At 72.4% G+C, this 16,201-nt stretch carries 13 protein-coding genes and 3 pseudogenes; 10 read left to right on the forward strand and 6 right to left on the reverse strand.

Going from position 1 to position 16,201, the window contains the following annotated elements; genetic code table 11:
• Window positions 1–10: 10 nt before the first annotated feature.
• A complete protein-coding gene (locus tag ACFXI4_RS29780; RefSeq protein WP_384996755.1) occupies window positions 11–1,624 on the forward strand; it encodes a serine/threonine-protein kinase in 1,614 nt (537 codons plus the stop codon).
• An 11-nt stretch (window positions 1,625–1,635) separates the two neighbouring features.
• On the opposite strand, the gene ACFXI4_RS29785 is transcribed toward ACFXI4_RS29780, so the two are convergent.
• On the reverse strand, window positions 1,636–2,433 hold the full coding sequence (locus ACFXI4_RS29785; protein WP_384996757.1) for an SGNH/GDSL hydrolase family protein: 798 nt from the start codon (window positions 2,431–2,433) through the stop codon (window positions 1,636–1,638).
• Between the two features lie 279 nt (window positions 2,434–2,712).
• Between ACFXI4_RS29785 and ACFXI4_RS29790 the strand changes: the two are divergent.
• The 3 genes and pseudogenes from ACFXI4_RS29790 to ACFXI4_RS29800 form a co-directional block, all read left to right on the forward strand.
• Window positions 2,713–3,268: pseudogene (locus tag ACFXI4_RS29790) on the forward strand (lipopolysaccharide biosynthesis protein); the annotation flags it as partial.
• Between the two features lie 292 nt (window positions 3,269–3,560).
• The gene (locus ACFXI4_RS29795) at window positions 3,561–4,655 is read left to right on the forward strand and encodes a DUF5925 domain-containing protein (protein WP_384996759.1); all 1,095 of its coding nucleotides are present in this window, start codon (window positions 3,561–3,563) and stop codon (window positions 4,653–4,655) included.
• 15 nt (window positions 4,656–4,670) lie between these two features.
• Entirely contained in the window at window positions 4,671–5,441 is a 771-nt protein-coding gene (locus ACFXI4_RS29800; protein ID WP_384996761.1) for a DUF72 domain-containing protein, read from the forward strand.
• A gap of 7 nt (window positions 5,442–5,448) precedes the next feature.
• Here the strand turns inward: ACFXI4_RS29800 and ACFXI4_RS29805 are convergent, their stop codons facing one another.
• Entirely contained in the window at window positions 5,449–5,817 is a 369-nt protein-coding gene (locus ACFXI4_RS29805; RefSeq protein ID WP_362718010.1) for a GntR family transcriptional regulator, read from the reverse strand.
• 70 nt (window positions 5,818–5,887) lie between these two features.
• On the opposite strand from ACFXI4_RS29805, the gene ACFXI4_RS29810 reads away from it, so the two are divergent.
• Complete coding sequence (locus ACFXI4_RS29810; protein ID WP_384996763.1) at window positions 5,888–6,817, forward strand: GNAT family N-acetyltransferase; 930 nt, start codon at window positions 5,888–5,890, stop codon at window positions 6,815–6,817.
• Window positions 6,798–7,298, forward strand: a complete 501-nt coding sequence (locus tag ACFXI4_RS29815; RefSeq protein WP_384996765.1) for a DUF402 domain-containing protein — start codon at window positions 6,798–6,800, stop codon at window positions 7,296–7,298. Before ACFXI4_RS29810 ends, ACFXI4_RS29815 begins: the two co-directional genes overlap by 20 nt.
• 26 nt (window positions 7,299–7,324) lie before the next feature.
• Here ACFXI4_RS29815 and ACFXI4_RS29820 read toward each other — a convergent pair whose 3' ends face one another.
• Window positions 7,325–7,939 (reverse strand): class I SAM-dependent methyltransferase, encoded by a 615-nt coding sequence (locus ACFXI4_RS29820; protein ID WP_384996767.1) that lies wholly within the window; start codon window positions 7,937–7,939, stop codon window positions 7,325–7,327.
• Between the two features lie 141 nt (window positions 7,940–8,080).
• Between ACFXI4_RS29820 and ACFXI4_RS29825 the strand changes: the two genes are divergently transcribed.
• Entirely contained in the window at window positions 8,081–8,215 is a 135-nt protein-coding gene (locus ACFXI4_RS29825; protein ID WP_362718018.1) for a hypothetical protein, read from the forward strand.
• Between the two features lie 26 nt (window positions 8,216–8,241).
• On the opposite strand, the pseudogene ACFXI4_RS29830 reads toward ACFXI4_RS29825, so the two are convergent.
• Window positions 8,242–8,692, reverse strand: a pseudogene (locus ACFXI4_RS29830) (GNAT family N-acetyltransferase).
• A gap of 185 nt (window positions 8,693–8,877) precedes the next feature.
• Between ACFXI4_RS29830 and ACFXI4_RS29835 the strand changes: the two are divergent.
• Entirely contained in the window at window positions 8,878–9,834 is a 957-nt protein-coding gene (locus ACFXI4_RS29835; protein WP_384996769.1) for a lytic polysaccharide monooxygenase, read from the forward strand.
• A gap of 76 nt (window positions 9,835–9,910) precedes the next feature.
• On the opposite strand, the gene ACFXI4_RS29840 is transcribed toward ACFXI4_RS29835, so the two are convergent.
• Both ACFXI4_RS29840 and ACFXI4_RS29845 read right to left on the reverse strand, forming a co-directional pair.
• Complete coding sequence (locus ACFXI4_RS29840) at window positions 9,911–10,771, reverse strand: esterase/lipase family protein (protein ID WP_384996772.1); 861 nt, start codon at window positions 10,769–10,771, stop codon at window positions 9,911–9,913.
• 170 nt (window positions 10,772–10,941) lie between these two features.
• Window positions 10,942–11,389, reverse strand: a pseudogene (locus ACFXI4_RS29845) (MarR family winged helix-turn-helix transcriptional regulator).
• Window positions 11,390–11,702: 313 nt separating this feature from the next.
• Between ACFXI4_RS29845 and ACFXI4_RS29850 the strand changes: the two are divergent.
• Both ACFXI4_RS29850 and ACFXI4_RS29855 read left to right on the forward strand, forming a co-directional pair.
• Window positions 11,703–15,155 carry a DNA polymerase III subunit alpha gene (locus ACFXI4_RS29850; protein WP_384996774.1) on the forward strand — a complete coding sequence of 1,151 codons (3,453 nt, stop codon included), beginning with the start codon at window positions 11,703–11,705 and terminating at the stop codon, window positions 15,153–15,155.
• A gap of 5 nt (window positions 15,156–15,160) precedes the next feature.
• Window positions 15,161–16,159: an ImpB/MucB/SamB family protein gene (locus ACFXI4_RS29855; RefSeq protein WP_384996850.1), complete on the forward strand. Its 999-nt coding sequence runs from the start codon at window positions 15,161–15,163 to the stop codon at window positions 16,157–16,159.
• Window positions 16,160–16,201: the final 42 nt, after the last annotated feature.

Genomic DNA, 16,201 nt, shown 5'->3' on the forward strand with positions numbered 1-16,201 from the left:
GGGAGCACCCGTGACCGAAGAGCCGGGCCGTGAGCGAGTGATCGCGGGCCGCTACAGACTGCTGTCCCCGCTCGGTGAGGGTGGCATGGGCACCGTGTGGCGGGCCCGGGACGAGGTGCTGGGCCGCGAGGTCGCCGTCAAGGAGGTGCGGGCGCCGGCCGGGCTGCCCGGCTCCGACGTCGAGCGGATGTACGCCCGTCTGGAGCGCGAGGCCTGGGCCGCGGCCCGGGTCGCGAACCGCAACGTGGTGACGGTGTACGACGTGGCGATGGAGGGCGGGCGGCCCTGGATCGTCATGGAGCTGATCCGCGGGGTGTCCCTCGCGGACGTACTGGACTCCGAGGGCCCGATGTCCCCGCAGCGGGCGGCCGGCATCGGCGCCGAGGTGCTGTCCGCGCTGCGGGCCGCGCACGCCGCCGGGGTGCTGCACCGGGACGTGAAACCGGGCAACGTGCTGTTGTCGAACGACGGGCGGGTGGTGCTCACCGACTTCGGGATCGCCACCGTCGAGGGCAGCTCGGCGCTGACCATGACCGGCGAGGTGATCGGTTCACCCGAGTATCTGGCCCCGGAGCGGGCGTTGGGGCGCGCGTTCGGCCCCGAGTCGGACCTCTGGTCGCTCGGAGTGCTGCTGTACGCGGCGGTGGAGGGCACCTCCCCGTTCCGGCTGGACACCCCGCTGAACACGCTCCGTGCCGTGGTGGACGAGGAGCTGCCCCCGCCCCACCGTGCGGGTGCCCTTGCTCCGGTCATCGAGGGGCTGCTCCGCAAGGATCCGGCCGGGCGGCTGCCGGCCGAACAGGCCGAGCAGGACCTGCGGCTGATCGCGTCGGGCGGCACGCCCTCGTTCGGGGGCACCCCCGGCCCCGCCGCCACCGTGCCGATACCGGGGCGGTACGACGCCCCGACACGTGTCGCCCGTCAGCAGCAACCGCCGTCCCCCACCACGCCGTTGCCCGCTCCCACGGACACCCGGCCGCCCGCGTCCGACCGCGACGGAAACCGCAGGGCCGGTACCGTGCTGATCATCGGGCTGGTGCTGGTCGTCCTCGCGCTCGGCGGGCTCACGTACGCCCTGCTCAACGGTGGCAACGGCGAGAAGGGCGACGGCAACGCCGGTCCCAGCCAGTCGGCCGGCAGCCTCAGCTCCCCGGCGCCCAGCCGGAGCGGCAGGACGGAGTCCACGACGCCGTCGCCGTCGCCGTCGGCGAGCAGCAGTGCGGCGGCGCAGAGCGTGAGGGTCGGCGTGACCGGGTCCGGCACCGACTACTCGGGGAGCTGCCCTCCGCCGACCGGGCAGGCCCCCGCCTTCACGGCGACGTTCACGGTCGGCAGGGTGCCCGCGGAGGTGCAGTACCGCTGGGTGCTGAAGAAGGGGTCGCTCGACGACCAGGGGTGGAAGACGCTGTCCTTCCCGGACGGCGGCGGGAAGACCCGGCAGACCAAGGTGACCGTGACGACCTGGTCCGACAGCGGGACGCTGAAGGACGCGATCGCCGTCGAGGTGCGCAGCCCGGTGACGGTGACGTCCGACTCGGTGCCGTTCTCCGTGACCTGCACCAGGACGACGGAGACCCCGTCCGACGGGGCCTCCTCTTCGCCTTCGCCTTCAGGTTCGGACTGACGTACCGAAGCTCACGCGTTGTTGGTCAGGGCCGGCAGATAGCCGCCGGAGTGGCCGGACGCGGTGGGGTGGTACGACTCGCCGATGTCCAGCCAGTTGACGCTGTGCAGCCAGGAGCTGCTGGAGCAGATCTCGTGGCCGGTGAACGTGGTGCGGACGTCGCCGAAGACGAAGCCGTGGTCGGCGGCGCGCTTGGCGATCGCGGCGTCGATGTAGTCGGCGGCGTTGTTGATGGCGGAGCGCTTGGTCGAGGAGAGGCCGAGGCAGGTGGTGCCCAGCTTGTAGAAGCGGGGATAGCCGAGCACGACGACCCTGGCGTGGGGAGCCCTGGCGGTGATGGCGTCGTACACGGTGTCGAGCTTGCCGGGGAGTGTGGAGTCGACGTAGGCCTCGGCGGTGTCGATCCGGGACAGGCAGGTGCTGTCGGAGCTGAGCACACAGGTCGTCATGACGTCCGCGAAACCGGCGTCGTTGCCGCCGATGGTGATCGAGACCAGGGTGGTGGCGGAGCTGAGCGTGGCGAGCTGGCCGGAGAGCACGTCGTCCGTGGTGGCGCCCGAACAGGCCAGGAACGAGAACGAGGACGGGCTGTGGGCGGCGTTCCACAGATACGGGTAGGCCTTCGTGCTGCGGTCGCAGCTGCCGCTCGAACTGATGTAGCTGCCGGCGCCGACCCCGGACGAGTACGAGTCACCGAGCGCCACATAACCACCGGTCGCCGCCTGCGCCTCGGTTGCGGCTCCGGCGAGTGCGAGGCCGGATGCGAGGAGGAGCGAAGTCACGTATGCCGTAATTCGGGAACGTCTCATGGAACCTCCCTTTAGCAGGATCTCTGCCACAACCGTCGTACCAATGACGCGTGTTGACGGGAAGTGTCCATGCCAAGACTTTTCGGCGCCTCAACCGGTCCGCACCGGGCCGATGCCGTAAAGGAATTGGGCGACTTGCCCCCAGGAGACATCAGGTGTCCCCGGGGAACGGTCATGTCCGCAGCCCGCCTGACGCTCCGCGTTCGCCTGCGCGAGTCGGCCATGCGGACCATGCGGCTCAGGACACCGTCACCCCAGGGCGGCGCACGGCAACGACCAGGACCGGGGAGGGACCTGGGACCGCTGCTCACGGGCGCCGCGACCGCCGTCGCCGGGACCGGCGCGCTGCTCGCACGGACCGACTCGGGCACGGCCGGCGGCATGATGCTGTTCGCCGTCCGGGACTGGTGGCGGCGGCGCTTGCACCGGTACCGCGACGTACGGCGGCGAGATGGCCCTGCAGGTCTTCATGTTCACGCTGCCGGGCGCTGCCCTGCCGGCGGGTCTCGCCCTGTTCCCGCGTACCGGTGCCACGGCGAAGGAGCGTGCGGAGGACAGGGGCAGCCTGGCCCCGGTGGCCGCGCTGCTGCTCATGGGTGGCTTCCTGGTGGCCCGTTGGGGCGACGAGTCCTTCGAGCGGGCCCGGCCCGGCGAGGCCGCCGCGATGGACTGGGTCTACGCCCACGACAGGCCGACCGTACGGCTGCTGTGGCTGAGCAACGGCACGGTCGCCGACGTGACCCCGGCGATCCCGTGGGGCGCGAAGGACATGGAGCGGGTCGACCACCTGCCGACGCAGGCGCCTACCGACCCGGCGCTGGTGTCGGGCCTGGTCAACCCCCGGGGAGCGTGTCGACCACTGTCACGATCAGGGCGAGCGCGGCCACGCCCACACCGAGCAGGGCGGTGAGTCGCCACCGCCGAGCCCCCGAATGCCACTCATGACGCCCCATCAGGGACGACAGTAAGGGCGGAAATCACCCCCGGGGCAGGTATCCGGGATCGGCGGCGCGCAGCAGGGCCGGGGGGACACTCCGGATACTCCGGAAGCTCGGCGCACACCCGACACTCTCCGCCCACTTCGGAAAACGGGTGCGCGGCGGGTCCCGTTGCCGGATCATGGCGGCATGTCTGCCAAGCCGCACGAGACGCTGCCGATCCGGCTCAACGTCGACGACTCCGACTCGCCGTCCGACGTCGTCGACGCGCTGTTCCTCGGCCGCTTCGCGACGGGTGAGCAGCCGTATTCGCACGCGGCCAACATCGACCGGGTGCGCACCGGGGCGACCCTGCTGCCGAAGGAGGCGCGGGTGCTTCGGGTGGCCCGCGACGACGACCGCAGCGCGACGCTGGCGGAGGGGGATGGCTGGACCCTCCTCGTCTCCCGCTGGAACCGGGGCGCGGACGTCACGGTCACCGCGACCACCGCCGAGCTGGCCTCGAAGGTGCTGAACGAGGCGACGGACGGCGCCGCGGACGAGCCGGAGCCCCAGCCGGACAACGTGACCATGGGGTTCTGGTACGTCTCCCCCAGGCGCGGCCCGCACCGCACCACCCGCCAGATCTCCGCCGGCACCTGGGACGAGGTCCGCGCCAACTACACGGCGCCGGTGGCGGAGGCGATGGACCGCCTGATGAAGACGACGCCCGAGGACATCGCCGGCCGTCTCCTGCTGCTGCACGGCCCGCCGGGCACCGGCAAGACCTCCGCGCTGCGGACGCTCGCCCGGTCCTGGCGGGACTGGTGCCAGGTGGACTGCGTCCTCGACCCCGAGCGGCTCTTCTCCGACGTCGGCTATCTGATGGACATCGCGATCGGCGAGGAGGACGGCGCCGGCAAGGGCCGCTGGCGGCTGCTCCTGCTGGAGGACTGTGACGAGCTGATCCGCGGCGAGGCCAAGCACACCGCGGGCCAGGCGCTGTCGAGGCTGCTGAACCTCACCGACGGGCTGCTCGGCCAGGGCCGCAACGTCCTGGTGGGCGTCACCACCAACGAGGACCTGGAACGTCTGCACCCCGCCGTGGTCCGCCCCGGCCGCTGCCTGGCCCGTATCGAGGTGGGCGCGCTGACCCGCCCCGAGGCGGTGAACTGGCTCGGCACGGACGAGGGGGTGGGCCGCGACGGAGCGACCCTGGCGGAGCTGTACGCACTACGCCGCGGCACGGCGCCGACCTCGGTACCGGGCGCGCGGGAGGACGCGGACGCGGGGCTGTACCTGTAGTGCTTTGATAGGGACATGCCCCTGTTCATCGGGACCTCGGGCTGGCAGTACAAGGACTGGCGGGACGTCCTGTACCCGGCCGGCACACCCGTGCGCCGGTGGCTGGAGGAGTACGCGGCGCACTTCACGACCGTCGAACTGAACAACGCGTTCTACCGTCTGCCGAGCCGCGAGAACTTCGAGTCCTGGCGGGACCGGGTCCCCGCGGACTTCGTGATCGCCGTCAAGGCGAGCCGCTATCTCACGCACATCAAACGCCTGAAGGATCCCGCCGAGCCGGTCGACCGTCTGATGAACCGTGCGGCCGGCCTCGGCGACCGGCTGGGCCCGGTCCTCCTCCAGCTCCCGCCGACCCTCCGGGCCGACCCGGCCCTGCTGGACGCCTGCCTGGCGTGCTTCCCGTCCGGCACGAGGGTGGCGGTGGAACCCCGCCACGACTCCTGGTGGACGCGGCAGACGCGCGCGGTCCTGGAATCCCGGGCAGCGGCTCTGTGCTGGGCCGACATCCAGGCCCACCCCATGACCCCGCTCTGGCGTACCGCCGACTGGGGCTACGTCCGCTTCCACGAGGGCCGGGCCACGCCCTGGCCCCGCTACGGCCGGCGCGCTCTGGAGACCTGGATCGACCGCATCGCCACGGCGTATCCCAGGAGGGCCGATGTCTACACGTACTTCAACAACGATCCGGGCGGAGCGGCGGTGCGGGACGCCGCGGCTTTCGGGAGAGCGGCGAGGAGGGCGGGGCTGCCGGTGGCACGGGCACCGCACCCGAGCGTCAGCGGCTGACCACCCCTCACTCTCCGTAGGCCGCCCGCAGGGCGTCCCGCACCGCGGCCAGCGCCGCCTTCTCGCCCAGCCCCAGCCGGCGCACCCGCTCCGCGTACGCCTGTGCGGCCGACGACGCCTCACGTTCGGCGGCCGAGCCGGCGGCCGCCACGAACGTGCCGTTGCGCCCCCGCGTCTCGATCACGCCGTCCGTCTCCAGCGCCCGGTACGCCTTGGCCACCGTGTTCACCGCCAGCCCGAGCGACTCGGCCAGCCCCCGTACCGTCGGCAGCCGGTACCCCACCGGCAGCACCCCGCCCCGCGCCTGCTCGGAGATCTGCGCCCTTACCTGCTCGTACGGCGGCGCGCTGTCATCGATGTGGATCTTCAGAGTCACGGCCCGATTCTCCCGTATCCGCCGGAAAATGAGAGGCATCACGTGTTCGCCCCCGCATAGCGTGCGCCCCATGACAGTGATCGTGCGCGATCTGCGCCCCGATGTCCGGTCGGACGCCGAAGGCTTCGTCCGGGTGCGGCAGCTCGCCCTGCCCTACTTGCTGTTCACCCCGGAGTCCCTGGTCCACGACCTGACGCACACCCACCCCGACGCCCGTTTCCGCCAGCTGGTCGCGGAGGAGGACGGCGAGATCATCGGCACGGCCCAGGCCGGCCTCGCCCACGAGAGCACCGAGCCGGGCCAGGGGTTCGCCAACGTGTACGTCCATCCGCGGCGCACCGGCCGGGGCGCCGGCACCCTCCTGGTCCGTACGGCGGAGGCGCACCTGTCGCAGGCCGGGGCGAGAACCTCGTACGCCTGGGTCCTGGACGCCCCGGCCCACCGCGCCTTCGCCGAGCGTCGCGGGTACGCGGCGAGCCGCTCCGCCCACTTCCTCCGTCTCGACCTCGCGCACGGCACCCTCCCCCCGCTGCGGACTCCCCCGCCCGGCGTCGAACTCCGCTCCGCCGCCGACTTCGCCGAGGACCCGCGTCCGCTCTTCACCCTCGACGCGGAGACGACGCTGGACGAACCGAGCGACATCGACACCGAGTTCGCCGACTACGAGGCGTGGCTGGAGACGACCTGGCGGCATCCCCTGTTCAGCCCCGAGCTGACCTCGGTCGTCCTGGTGGAGGGACGTCCGGCGGCGTTCAGCGCGGCGCGCACCGACGGCGGCCCACGTTATGGCACGGTCATGACCGGCACGGCCCGTGCCTTCCGCGGCCGGGGCCTGGCCAAGCTCGCCAAGAACCACTCCCTGCACCGCGCCCGCGCCGCCGGTTGCACGGAGGCGTTCACGGGCAACGACAGCGGCAACGGCCCGATGCTGGCGATCAACAAGTGGTTCGGCTACGACATCTGCGCGACGGAGGTCAGATATGTCCGTGAACTCGGCTGAGCCACCGGTCACGGTGGACGTCGTCCTGGTCAAGGCGGGCCGCACGAAGATCCGTTATCCCGCCGAGCTGCTGCACGACGACGGCATCCGGATCGCCGTACGCGCGCCGTGGGCCGGTGACGTCGCCCGCGACTTCGGCTTCGTCCGTTTCGAACAGGGCGATGTCTTCACCGAGTTCTACTGGCGCGACCGCTGGTACGCGGTCAAGGAGGTCCGTGCCGCCGACGGCACGCTCAAGGGCTGGTACTGCGACGTCACCCGACCGGCGACGCTCACCGGCGGTGAACTGGTCGTCGAGGATCTCGACCTGGACCTGTGGCGGTCCGCCGACGGCACGGACGTACGCCGGCTGGACGAGGACGAGTTCGCCGAGAGCGGGCTGGCGCAGCGGGACCCGGCCGCCGCCGCGGCCGCCGTGACGGCGCTCGACACGCTGGAGACGCTGGCCCGCGAGGCCGGCTTCGAGACCCTGCTGTCCTGACGTCCCCTACCGGCCGTCACGCCCTGTCACACCGTCGCCACCACCGCGTACCGCTCGTCGTCCACCTCCTTGCCCCACAGATCCGCCTGCCCCGACAGCCGCTCCAGGCGCACGTCCGCGGCGAGCGGTGTCAGCAGGGCGATGAGCCGCCCGGCGGGTATACCGACCGGCGCCGCCGTCCCCCACACCCCCTCCACCAGCACGAACCGCCCGCCGGGACGCAGCAGGCCGCGCCAGTGCCGCAGCACGCGCGCGGGGTCGGGCAGCGCCCACAGCACATGCCGTACGAGCACGGTGTCGAAGAGCCGCTCACCCACCGGCGGTGCCGCCGCGTCGCCGAGCAGGAACACCGCGTCACGGCCGGCCAGCTTGGCGCGGGCCCGCTCCACCATCGCCGGCGAGCTGTCGACCCCGGTGACGTGATGGCCCCGCTCGGCGGCGAGCAGGGCCAGGCTGCCGGTGCCGCAGCCGAGGTCGAGCAGATCGGCGGGGCGTGCCGGCAGCCAGGTCCCGAGCCTCTCGGCCCAGGCCGCGCGCACCTCGGGCGGGCCCAGCCCATGATCCGGCTCGGCGTCGAAGGTGGCGGCCTGCGCATCCCAGTCGACACTCACCGCGACTGTCCGGTCACTCCTGTTCGTCATGCCCCAAGCGTGACACCCACCACTGACACTCGGTCCGTGTGACAGCGACCACTGACAGACCGGCACCGATGAGGAACTCTCGCCAAAAGGGTCTATCTCCGTGACAAACACGGAACTCGGTAGGCACTGAAGGAGGCAGCCATGCGCCGCACGACCGTGCAGAAGCCCCTGAAGAAGACGGAAAGCCGCCGGATCCGCGAGGAGGCGGACCAGCGCCCCGCCGGACGTCCCGAGGTACGGAAGGACATCGCACGCACCTGGTGGCCGGACGGCTGACCTGGCCGGGTTCCCCCCCGGCCCCCTCAGCTCAGCCGCTTGCGGTAGTGGACGCCGTCGTACGGCCCGTCCACGCGCCGCCCGACGGCCTCGTAGCCGTACTTCGGGTAGAGCTCCCGGTTCTCCCGCATCAGCGCGTTGGTGACAGAGCCTGACCTCGGACAGGCCGAGCGCACGCGCGCGTGCGTCCACGAACTCCAGCAGCCGCCGCCCCACCCCCTGGCCACGCGCGTCGGGGTGGACGGCGATGCTGTCGAGGAAAAGGTGGTCGTCGTGGGCCTCGATCACGACGAGCCCGGTCACCGGTTCCCCGACGACGAACACCCTGCCCGCGGCCACGTCTGCCGCGTGGTCCGCCATCATGGGCTGCGGCACCACACCGATGCGTGCGACGTAGGGGTGGTACGCCATGTCGGTCAGGGCCTTCACGGCCGGTACGTCGGTGGCCCGGGCGGGCCGGATCTCGTCGTTCGTCATGGCACGGACACCAACTACCTCAGCGCAGTCCGAACACTCCCTTAAGGCGACCATAAGGATCTCTTCCGCCCGCTCCCAGCAGGCGATTCCGCGGTTTCTTGGGGCTAGTTTTCTGATCGCCCCCACGGGATCCACCCCGGCGGTACGAACCCGCCCCGAGGACCGTCGCTCCGAGGAGTTCCCGCATGTTCGCAGCACGCCGCAAGGCCGCCGTCGCCGTCGCGCTCGGCGTGGGTGCGGCCGCTCTCGCCGCCGCCCCCGCGTCCGCGCACGGCACGATGGGCGACCCGGTCAGCCGGGTCGCCCAGTGTTACGCGGAGAACCCGGAGAGCCCGACGTCGCAGGCGTGCAGGGCGGCGGTCGCGGCCGGCGGCACCCAGGCCCTCTACGACTGGAACGGCATCCGCATCGGCGACGCGAACGGGCGGCACCAGGCGCTGATCCCGGACGGCAGGCTGTGCAGCGCGGACAACGACGAGTTCAAGGGCCTCGATCTGGCCCGCGCCGACTGGCCGGCGACGAACGTGAGCGGCGGGCCGTACACCTTCAAGTACCGGGTGACCGCGCCGCACAAGGGCACCTTCAAGGTGTACCTCACGAAGGCCGGTTACGACCCGGCCAAGCCGCTGGCCTGGGCGGACCTGGATCTCGATCACCCCGTGGCAACGGCCACCGACCCGGTCGCCGCCGGCGGTTTCTACACGTTCGCCGGACGGCTCCCGGAGCGCACCGGCCGTCAGCTGCTGTATGCGATCTGGCAGCGTTCGGACAGCCCGGAGGCCTTCTACTCCTGTTCGGACGTGGACTTCGGCGGCAGCGCCGGTACGGGTACCGGAACGACCGGCGCCGCCTCCCCGCCCCCGAGTGCCTCCGCCCCCACCGACGGGCAGATCGCCGCCGGTGCCGACAAGTCGACGATCGGGCATCACGGCCACGGCGACGACGCCGGCAGGTCGGCCGAACCGAGCAGCCGCCCGGCGCCCGACAACGCCGTCGCGGCGGACGGGAGTTCGAAGACGGTCCTGGCCGAGACCGGCGGCAGCGGCAGTACGCCGTATCTCGCGGTCGGCGGGGCGGCCGCCCTGGCACTGGGCTCCGGTGCGCTCTTCATGTCCGTACGGCGACGGGCGCACCGGCACTGATCCCTCATGACTCCCCGGGGCCTGACCGGCGGCTCAGGCCGGACAGGCCCCGGCGGCGTTCAGCCGGGCGGGCCGCTCAGCTGAACGCCGAGGCGCAGCTGGTGGTGGTGGCGTGTGCCGGGTCGAGCGCGTTGGCCACCTCGTGGAAGGCGATCCGGTCGAAGAGTGCGATGGCCACGTGCTCGGAGAGGTCCAGCGAGCACAGGTCCTGGAGCAGGACGTTGTGGACGTCCGAGCCGCTCAGGTACTGGCTCTGCCAGGGGGTGGCCACCTCGTCGTACTTGGTGGAGATCACCGTGTAGTGCACTCCGGGGACGGTGTCGCCGCCCGCGTTGAGCTTGGTGAGGAAGGCGGAGCCGGGGATCTGGTCGGCGAGGCCGGGGGTGGTGGCCTTGATCAGGTCCGAGGCGCCGGGGAAGTACGGCAGCAGGTTGGTGAGGCCGCTGAGGGTGGCGCCGTGGTTGTCGGGGGCGAGGCCGACGAGGGCGTTCACCTTGGCGGCGCCGCCGAGGAACTTCAGGTAGTAGCGGGGCATCATGCCGCCCTGGGAGTGGCCGACCAGGTCGGCCTTGGCGGCGCCGGTCGCGGAGAGCACCTTGTCGACGTAGGCGGAGAGTTGCTCCGCCGACTTGTCGATGGGGCCGAGACCGTAGAAGACGGGGACGCCGGACAGCTGCCCGTAGTCGAGGGAGAAGACGCAGTACCCGCGGTCCTCCAGGTACGGGGCGAGGGAGAGCCAGTTGTCGACGGAGTTGCCCAGCGTGCCGTGGACCAGGATCACCGGGCGGGGGTGGGCGGCGGAGGGGCGGCAGGAGTAGTCGTTCCAGCCGGTGCTGGGGGCGCTCGACGCATGGGCGGTGGCGGCGGGGACGGTGGCGACGGCGGCGGCGAAGAGCAGTGCGGTCAGGGGTCTGAGCACTCGCTTCCAGGGCAGCATCGTGTGATCTCCTTGCGGCTCAAGGGAGTTGCGACGGCCTTACGCCCTGTGATCCGGATCACGAGGATGCTGTTTCACTCATCAAGTTACGGACGAGTAGTGCAAGCGTGAAGTTACGCGTCGGTAAAACTTCCGAGTAACCGGTCGCGCGCCACCCGCCTGACGGGATGTCACCAGCCGGGCCTGAGGGGACCATAGGGCGCGATACGCGGCAAACCGTCCCGCAACACGCGCACTTCACCCTCCCCCAACGCGTCACTCCAGCCCCGCACGACCTCCGCGGCCGCCTCCTCCGCCGCTCACGCGCACGCCCACCCCCGCTCGGTGAGCACGGCCAGCCGGGCCCGCGCGCCCCCGGGGCGCGCCCGCCGCTCGGCATACCCCTGGCGTACGACTTCGCCGACGAGCCGACCCGCCGCCTGCTCGGTCACCCCGAGACGCGCGGCGAGCTCGGTGACGGTCGCCCCGTCCGGGGCGAGCCGCGCGAAGACGAAGCCATGGGCGGCCCTGCCCCTCGAGGCCGCGGGCGACGGCCCCCGCGTCGAGGCGCCGGGTCAGTTCGCCGGCGACGGCGAGCAGGACTGCGGAGAGGACCACGGCCTCGCCGTGCGGGCGCACCCAGCACGCCGTCGGGGCCCGCCGAAAGGGGCCCCGGCCGGCGAACCGGCAGACCGTGCCCTCGGCCGCTCCCGCGGTGGACCGACCACGAAGATCGCGGAGGTGATTTCGCCCAACTGCCCCGCCAGGCCGGAGAGTCGACCGGACGGCGCCCCTTCGGGACGCCACCCCTCCCTCAAGAATCGCTGATGCGTTCGAATCTAGTGTCGCCTACCTGGACTGATGAGGTTAGAGTAATCGAACGCGAGTACGATGAACATATCGGGTGTATCGGGCTTGTGGCCGAAAAGGGGTGGAGTGATGGAGGTGCGGCATGACGGGCTTCGCCCATCTGCACGTCGCGTCCGGTTACTCCGCCCGCTACGGCGCCTCCCATCCCGAGCAGCTCGTCCGGCGGGCGGCGGACCGTGGCATGTCCGCGCTCGCGCTCACCGACCGGGACACGGTCACCGGGGCCGTCCGCTTCGCGCAGGCCTGCGCGAAGGACGGGGTCCGGCCGGTCTTCGGCATCGACCTGGCGGTGGCGGCTCTCGCGCCTCCGCCGCCGGGCCGGCGCCGCCGCACCCCGGCGCGCGGGGGGGCGCACGTGATCGAGCCGCCACTGCGGTTCGTGCTGCTCGCCCAGGACCGGGCGGGCTGGGCCCGGCTGTGCCGGATCACCTCGGCCGCCCATGTCGGCGCCGTGTCCGGCACCCCGCCGGTGGTGCCGTGGGAGGCACTGCGCGAGTACGGCGGCCCCGGCCTGACCGTGCTGCTCGGCCCGCTCTCGGAACCGGCAAGGGCGCTGTCGGCGGGCCGGGAGGACGTGGCGATGAAGCTGCTGGCGCCCTGGCAGGAGATCTTCGGGAAGGGCGTTCGATTGGAAGCCGTCGCGCAGAAACGTTCCGGCACGGGTCCGGGCTCCTTGCGCCTGGCGGCCCGCACCCTCGCCCTGGCCGACCGCACCGGCGCCACCGCCGTCCTCTCCAACGCCGTCCGCTACGCCGACCCCGAGCAGCACCGCCTAGCCGACGTCCTGGACGCCGCCCGGCTGCTGCGGCCGATCGACCGGCGCCGGCTGGACAGCGGGGAGCGCTGGCTCAAGGACGAGCGAGGAATGGAGACCGTCGCCCTCATGATCGCCGAATGCGCCGCAGGAGACGTCCGCCGGGCCCGCCGGCTGCTGGCGGACACCGCCGCCACGGCCGCCGAGTGCACCGTCGACCCCGCGGCCGGCCTCGGGCTCGGCACCCCGCACCTCCCCGAACCGGCGCTCTTCGGCGCCGATCCCACAGCCGGCGGCGCGGCCCGGCTGCTCCGCCTGCGCAGCGAGGCCGGCCTGGCCCGGCGCGGCCTCGACCGCGACCAGGAGGCGCTCGCCCGGCTCGACGAGGAGCTCGCCGTCATCTCCCACTGGAACTACGACGCGTACTTCCTCGCCGTCGGCCAGGTCGTCGCCGACATCCGGGCCAAGGGCATCCGGGTCGCCGCCCGCGGTTCCGGCGCCGGTTCCCTGGTCTGCCACGCCCTGGACATCGCCACCGCCAACCCGCTCGACCACCGTCTGCTGTTCGAACGCTTCCTGAGCAGACGCCGGGAGTCCCTGCCCGACATCGACATCGACGTGGAGTCCGCCCGCCGCCTGGAGTGCTACGACACGGTCTTCGAGCGGTTCGGCAAGGAGCGGGTCGCGGTCACCGCGATGCCCGAGACCTACCGGGCGCGCCGGGCCCTCAGGGACACCGGTCTCGCGCTCGGCATCGCCCCCGCCGACGTCGACCGGATCGCCAAGAGCTTCCCGCACCTGCGCGCCTGCGACATCACCGGCGCCCTCGCCGAACTGCCCGAGCTGCGTCAACTGGCCACCGAGGCACACCGCTACGGCCCCCTGTGGGAACTCGCCGAAGGCCTCGACTCCCTCGTCCACGGCATGGCCATGCACCCCTGCGGTGTGGTCATCAGCGACGCCACCCTCCTGGACCGGCTGCCGGTGCAGCCCACCCCGCAGGGCGACTACCCCATGGCCATGGCCGCGAAGGAGGAGATCGAGGCGCTGGGCAACATCAAGCTCGACGTGCTGGGCGTGCGGATGCAGTCCGCGATGGCACACGCCGTCACCGAGATCGAACGCACCACCGGTGACCGCATCGACCTGGACGACCCCGGGCAGGTGCCGCTCGACGACGTCTTCGCGTTCAAGCTCATCCAGGCCAGTCAGACCCTCGGCCTGTTCCAGCTGGAGTCCCCCGGCCAGCAGGACCTGCTCTCCCGGCTCCAGCCCCGTGACGTCCAGGACGTCATCGCCGACATCAGCCTCTTCCGTCCGGGGCCGGTCGCCGGCGGCATGCCCGAGCGCTACATCGCCGCCCGGCACGGCGGCACGCCCGACTACGCCCACCCGGACCTCGGGCCGGTCCTCGCCGACACCTACGGCGTGACCATCTGGCACGAGCAGATCATCGAGACGCTGCGGGTGCTGACCGGTTGCGACCGGGCCTTCGGCGAGATCACCCGGCGGGCGCTCGGCGACAAGGAGCAACTGCCCCGGATCAGGGACTGGTTCCACGAGCGGGCCGGCGCGCGCGGCTACAGCGCGGCCGTCCGGGACGAGGTGTGGAGGACCGTCGAGGCCTTCGGCGCGTACGGCTTCTGCCGGGCCCACGCGGTCGCCTTCGCCGTGCCCGCGCTGCAGAGCGCCTGGCTCAAGGCGCACTATCCGGCGTTCCTGCTGGCCGGCCTGCTCGAACACGACCCCGGCATGTGGCCCAAGCGGGTCCTGGTCTCCGACGCCCGCCGCCGTGGGGTCCCGGTACTGGCCGTCGACGTCAACCGCTCCCGGGTGCGGCACACCGTGGAGATGACCGAGAAGGAGGAGTGGGGCGTGCGGCTCGCGCTGTCCGCGGTGCACGGCATCGGTGAGGACGAGTGTGCCCGGATCGAGGCGGGACAGCCGTACGGATCACTGTCGGACTTCTGGCAGCGGGCCCGCCCCAGCAGACCCGTCGCCGAACGCCTCGCCGAGATCGGCGCGCTCACCTGTCTGCACGACGGCCGGCTCACCCGCCGCGACCTGCTGCTCCAGATCGCCGAACTCCACCGCCAGTCCCGCAACCGGACCGCGGCCTCGGGCCAACTGCCCATCGACGCCGGCGCGATCGGCGGGGCGGAGCCGAGCGGGCTGCCGGAGATGACCGGCCGTGAGGCCCTGAGCGCCGAGCTGAGCACCCTCGGCATCGACATCTCCCGGCACCTCATGGAGCACCACCACCGGCTGCTGCGCGAGATCGGCGCCACCGACACGGCCCACCTGGCCGGGCTGCGCGCCGGTCAGCAGGTGCTGGTCGCGGGGGTGCGGGCCTCCACCCAGACCCCGCCGATCGCGAGCGGCAAGCGGATCATCTTCGTCACCCTGGAGGACGGCTCCGGCCTGGTCGACCTGGCCTTCTTCGAGGACTCCCACCCGGCCTGCGCCCACACCGTCTTCCACAGCGGCCTGCTCCTGGTCCGCGGCACGGTCCAGGTGCGCGGCACCCGCCGTACCGTCGTCGGCACCATGGCCTGGGACCTGGACGAGATCGCCGCCGCCCGCCGCGACGACGGCCCCCAGGCCGCCCTCGCCCTCCTCGGCGCCGGCCGCCCGCACCCGACCCCCGCCCAGCCGACGCGCACCCTGGCCGACGGCACCGCGGGCGCCCGCCTGCACCCGTACGCCGACCTCCAGCCCGCCGGCACCCGCTCCGCCGACCTGAAGAAGTTCGGCCACCGAAGCCCCGGGAGCGCGGGATGAACGGGATGAACGGGATGAACGGGAGGGGCACACGGCAGCGGCACATCGCCCACCTCCACCTGCACACCTCACTGAGCGAGACCCGGTACGCCGACATAATCGAACTGATGTCCGGTATCACGCCGCACGTCCAGGCCGTCCCGCCCAACGCCGTACAACTGGACCTGACGTCGGCACTCCGGTACTTCGACCTGTCCCCCTACGAGGTCGTCCAGTTGGCGAAGCTCCGGTTGAAGGCTCTGTACGGCATCGACAGCAGCGCGGGGCTCGCGGGCAACCGCATGCTGGCGGCCATGGCGGCCGACGCCTCCGCGCCGGGGGACACCACCTGGGTCCCCACCGGGCAGGCGGCCGAGTGGCTGTATCCGCGTCCGGTCACCGCCCTGCCCGGGGTCGGCCGCACCACCGCGGACACGCTCCGCAGATACGGCCTGCACACCATCGGCCAGATCACCGACCTGCCGTCAGCGACCCTGCAACGGCTCCTCGGCGCGGGTCCCGCCAGGCTGCTGGCCGAGCGCGCCCGTGGCCACGATCCCCGCCCGGTCACCCCGGCGGAACCGGCAGCGCACCTGATCACCGACCTCGTACTGGAGCGGGACTGCCTCGACCCGGCCCAGCACCACCGCGCGGTCCTGGGACTCGCCGACCGGATCGGCCAACGACTGCGCGGTGACAGCCAGGTCGCCGGCCGGCTCACCCTCACCGTGCGCTACGCCGACCGCAGCTCCACCACCCGCACGCGGACCCTGCCGGAACCCACCGCCCACTCCCCCGCCCTCACCGCGGCTGCCCTGGAACTGCTGGCCTCCCTGGGGTTGCAGCGAGCGAGGGTCCGGGCCTTCGCGGTCCGTGCCGACGGTCTGCTGCCCGCCGACAGCGCCTACCGCCAGCTCTCCCTCGATCCCGGCGACGCCCGCGCCCACGCGGCCGAAGCCGCCGCGGACCGGGCCCGCCGACGCTTCGGGAGACAGGCCGTACGTCCGGCCGCCCTGGCCGACTGACCGCTGTCGCGGGGCCTGCCGGCGGCGGCGCTCCACGGACCG

Source organism: Streptomyces sp. NPDC059224 (assembly GCF_042754285.1).
GTDB lineage: Bacteria > Actinomycetota > Actinomycetes > Streptomycetales > Streptomycetaceae > Streptomyces.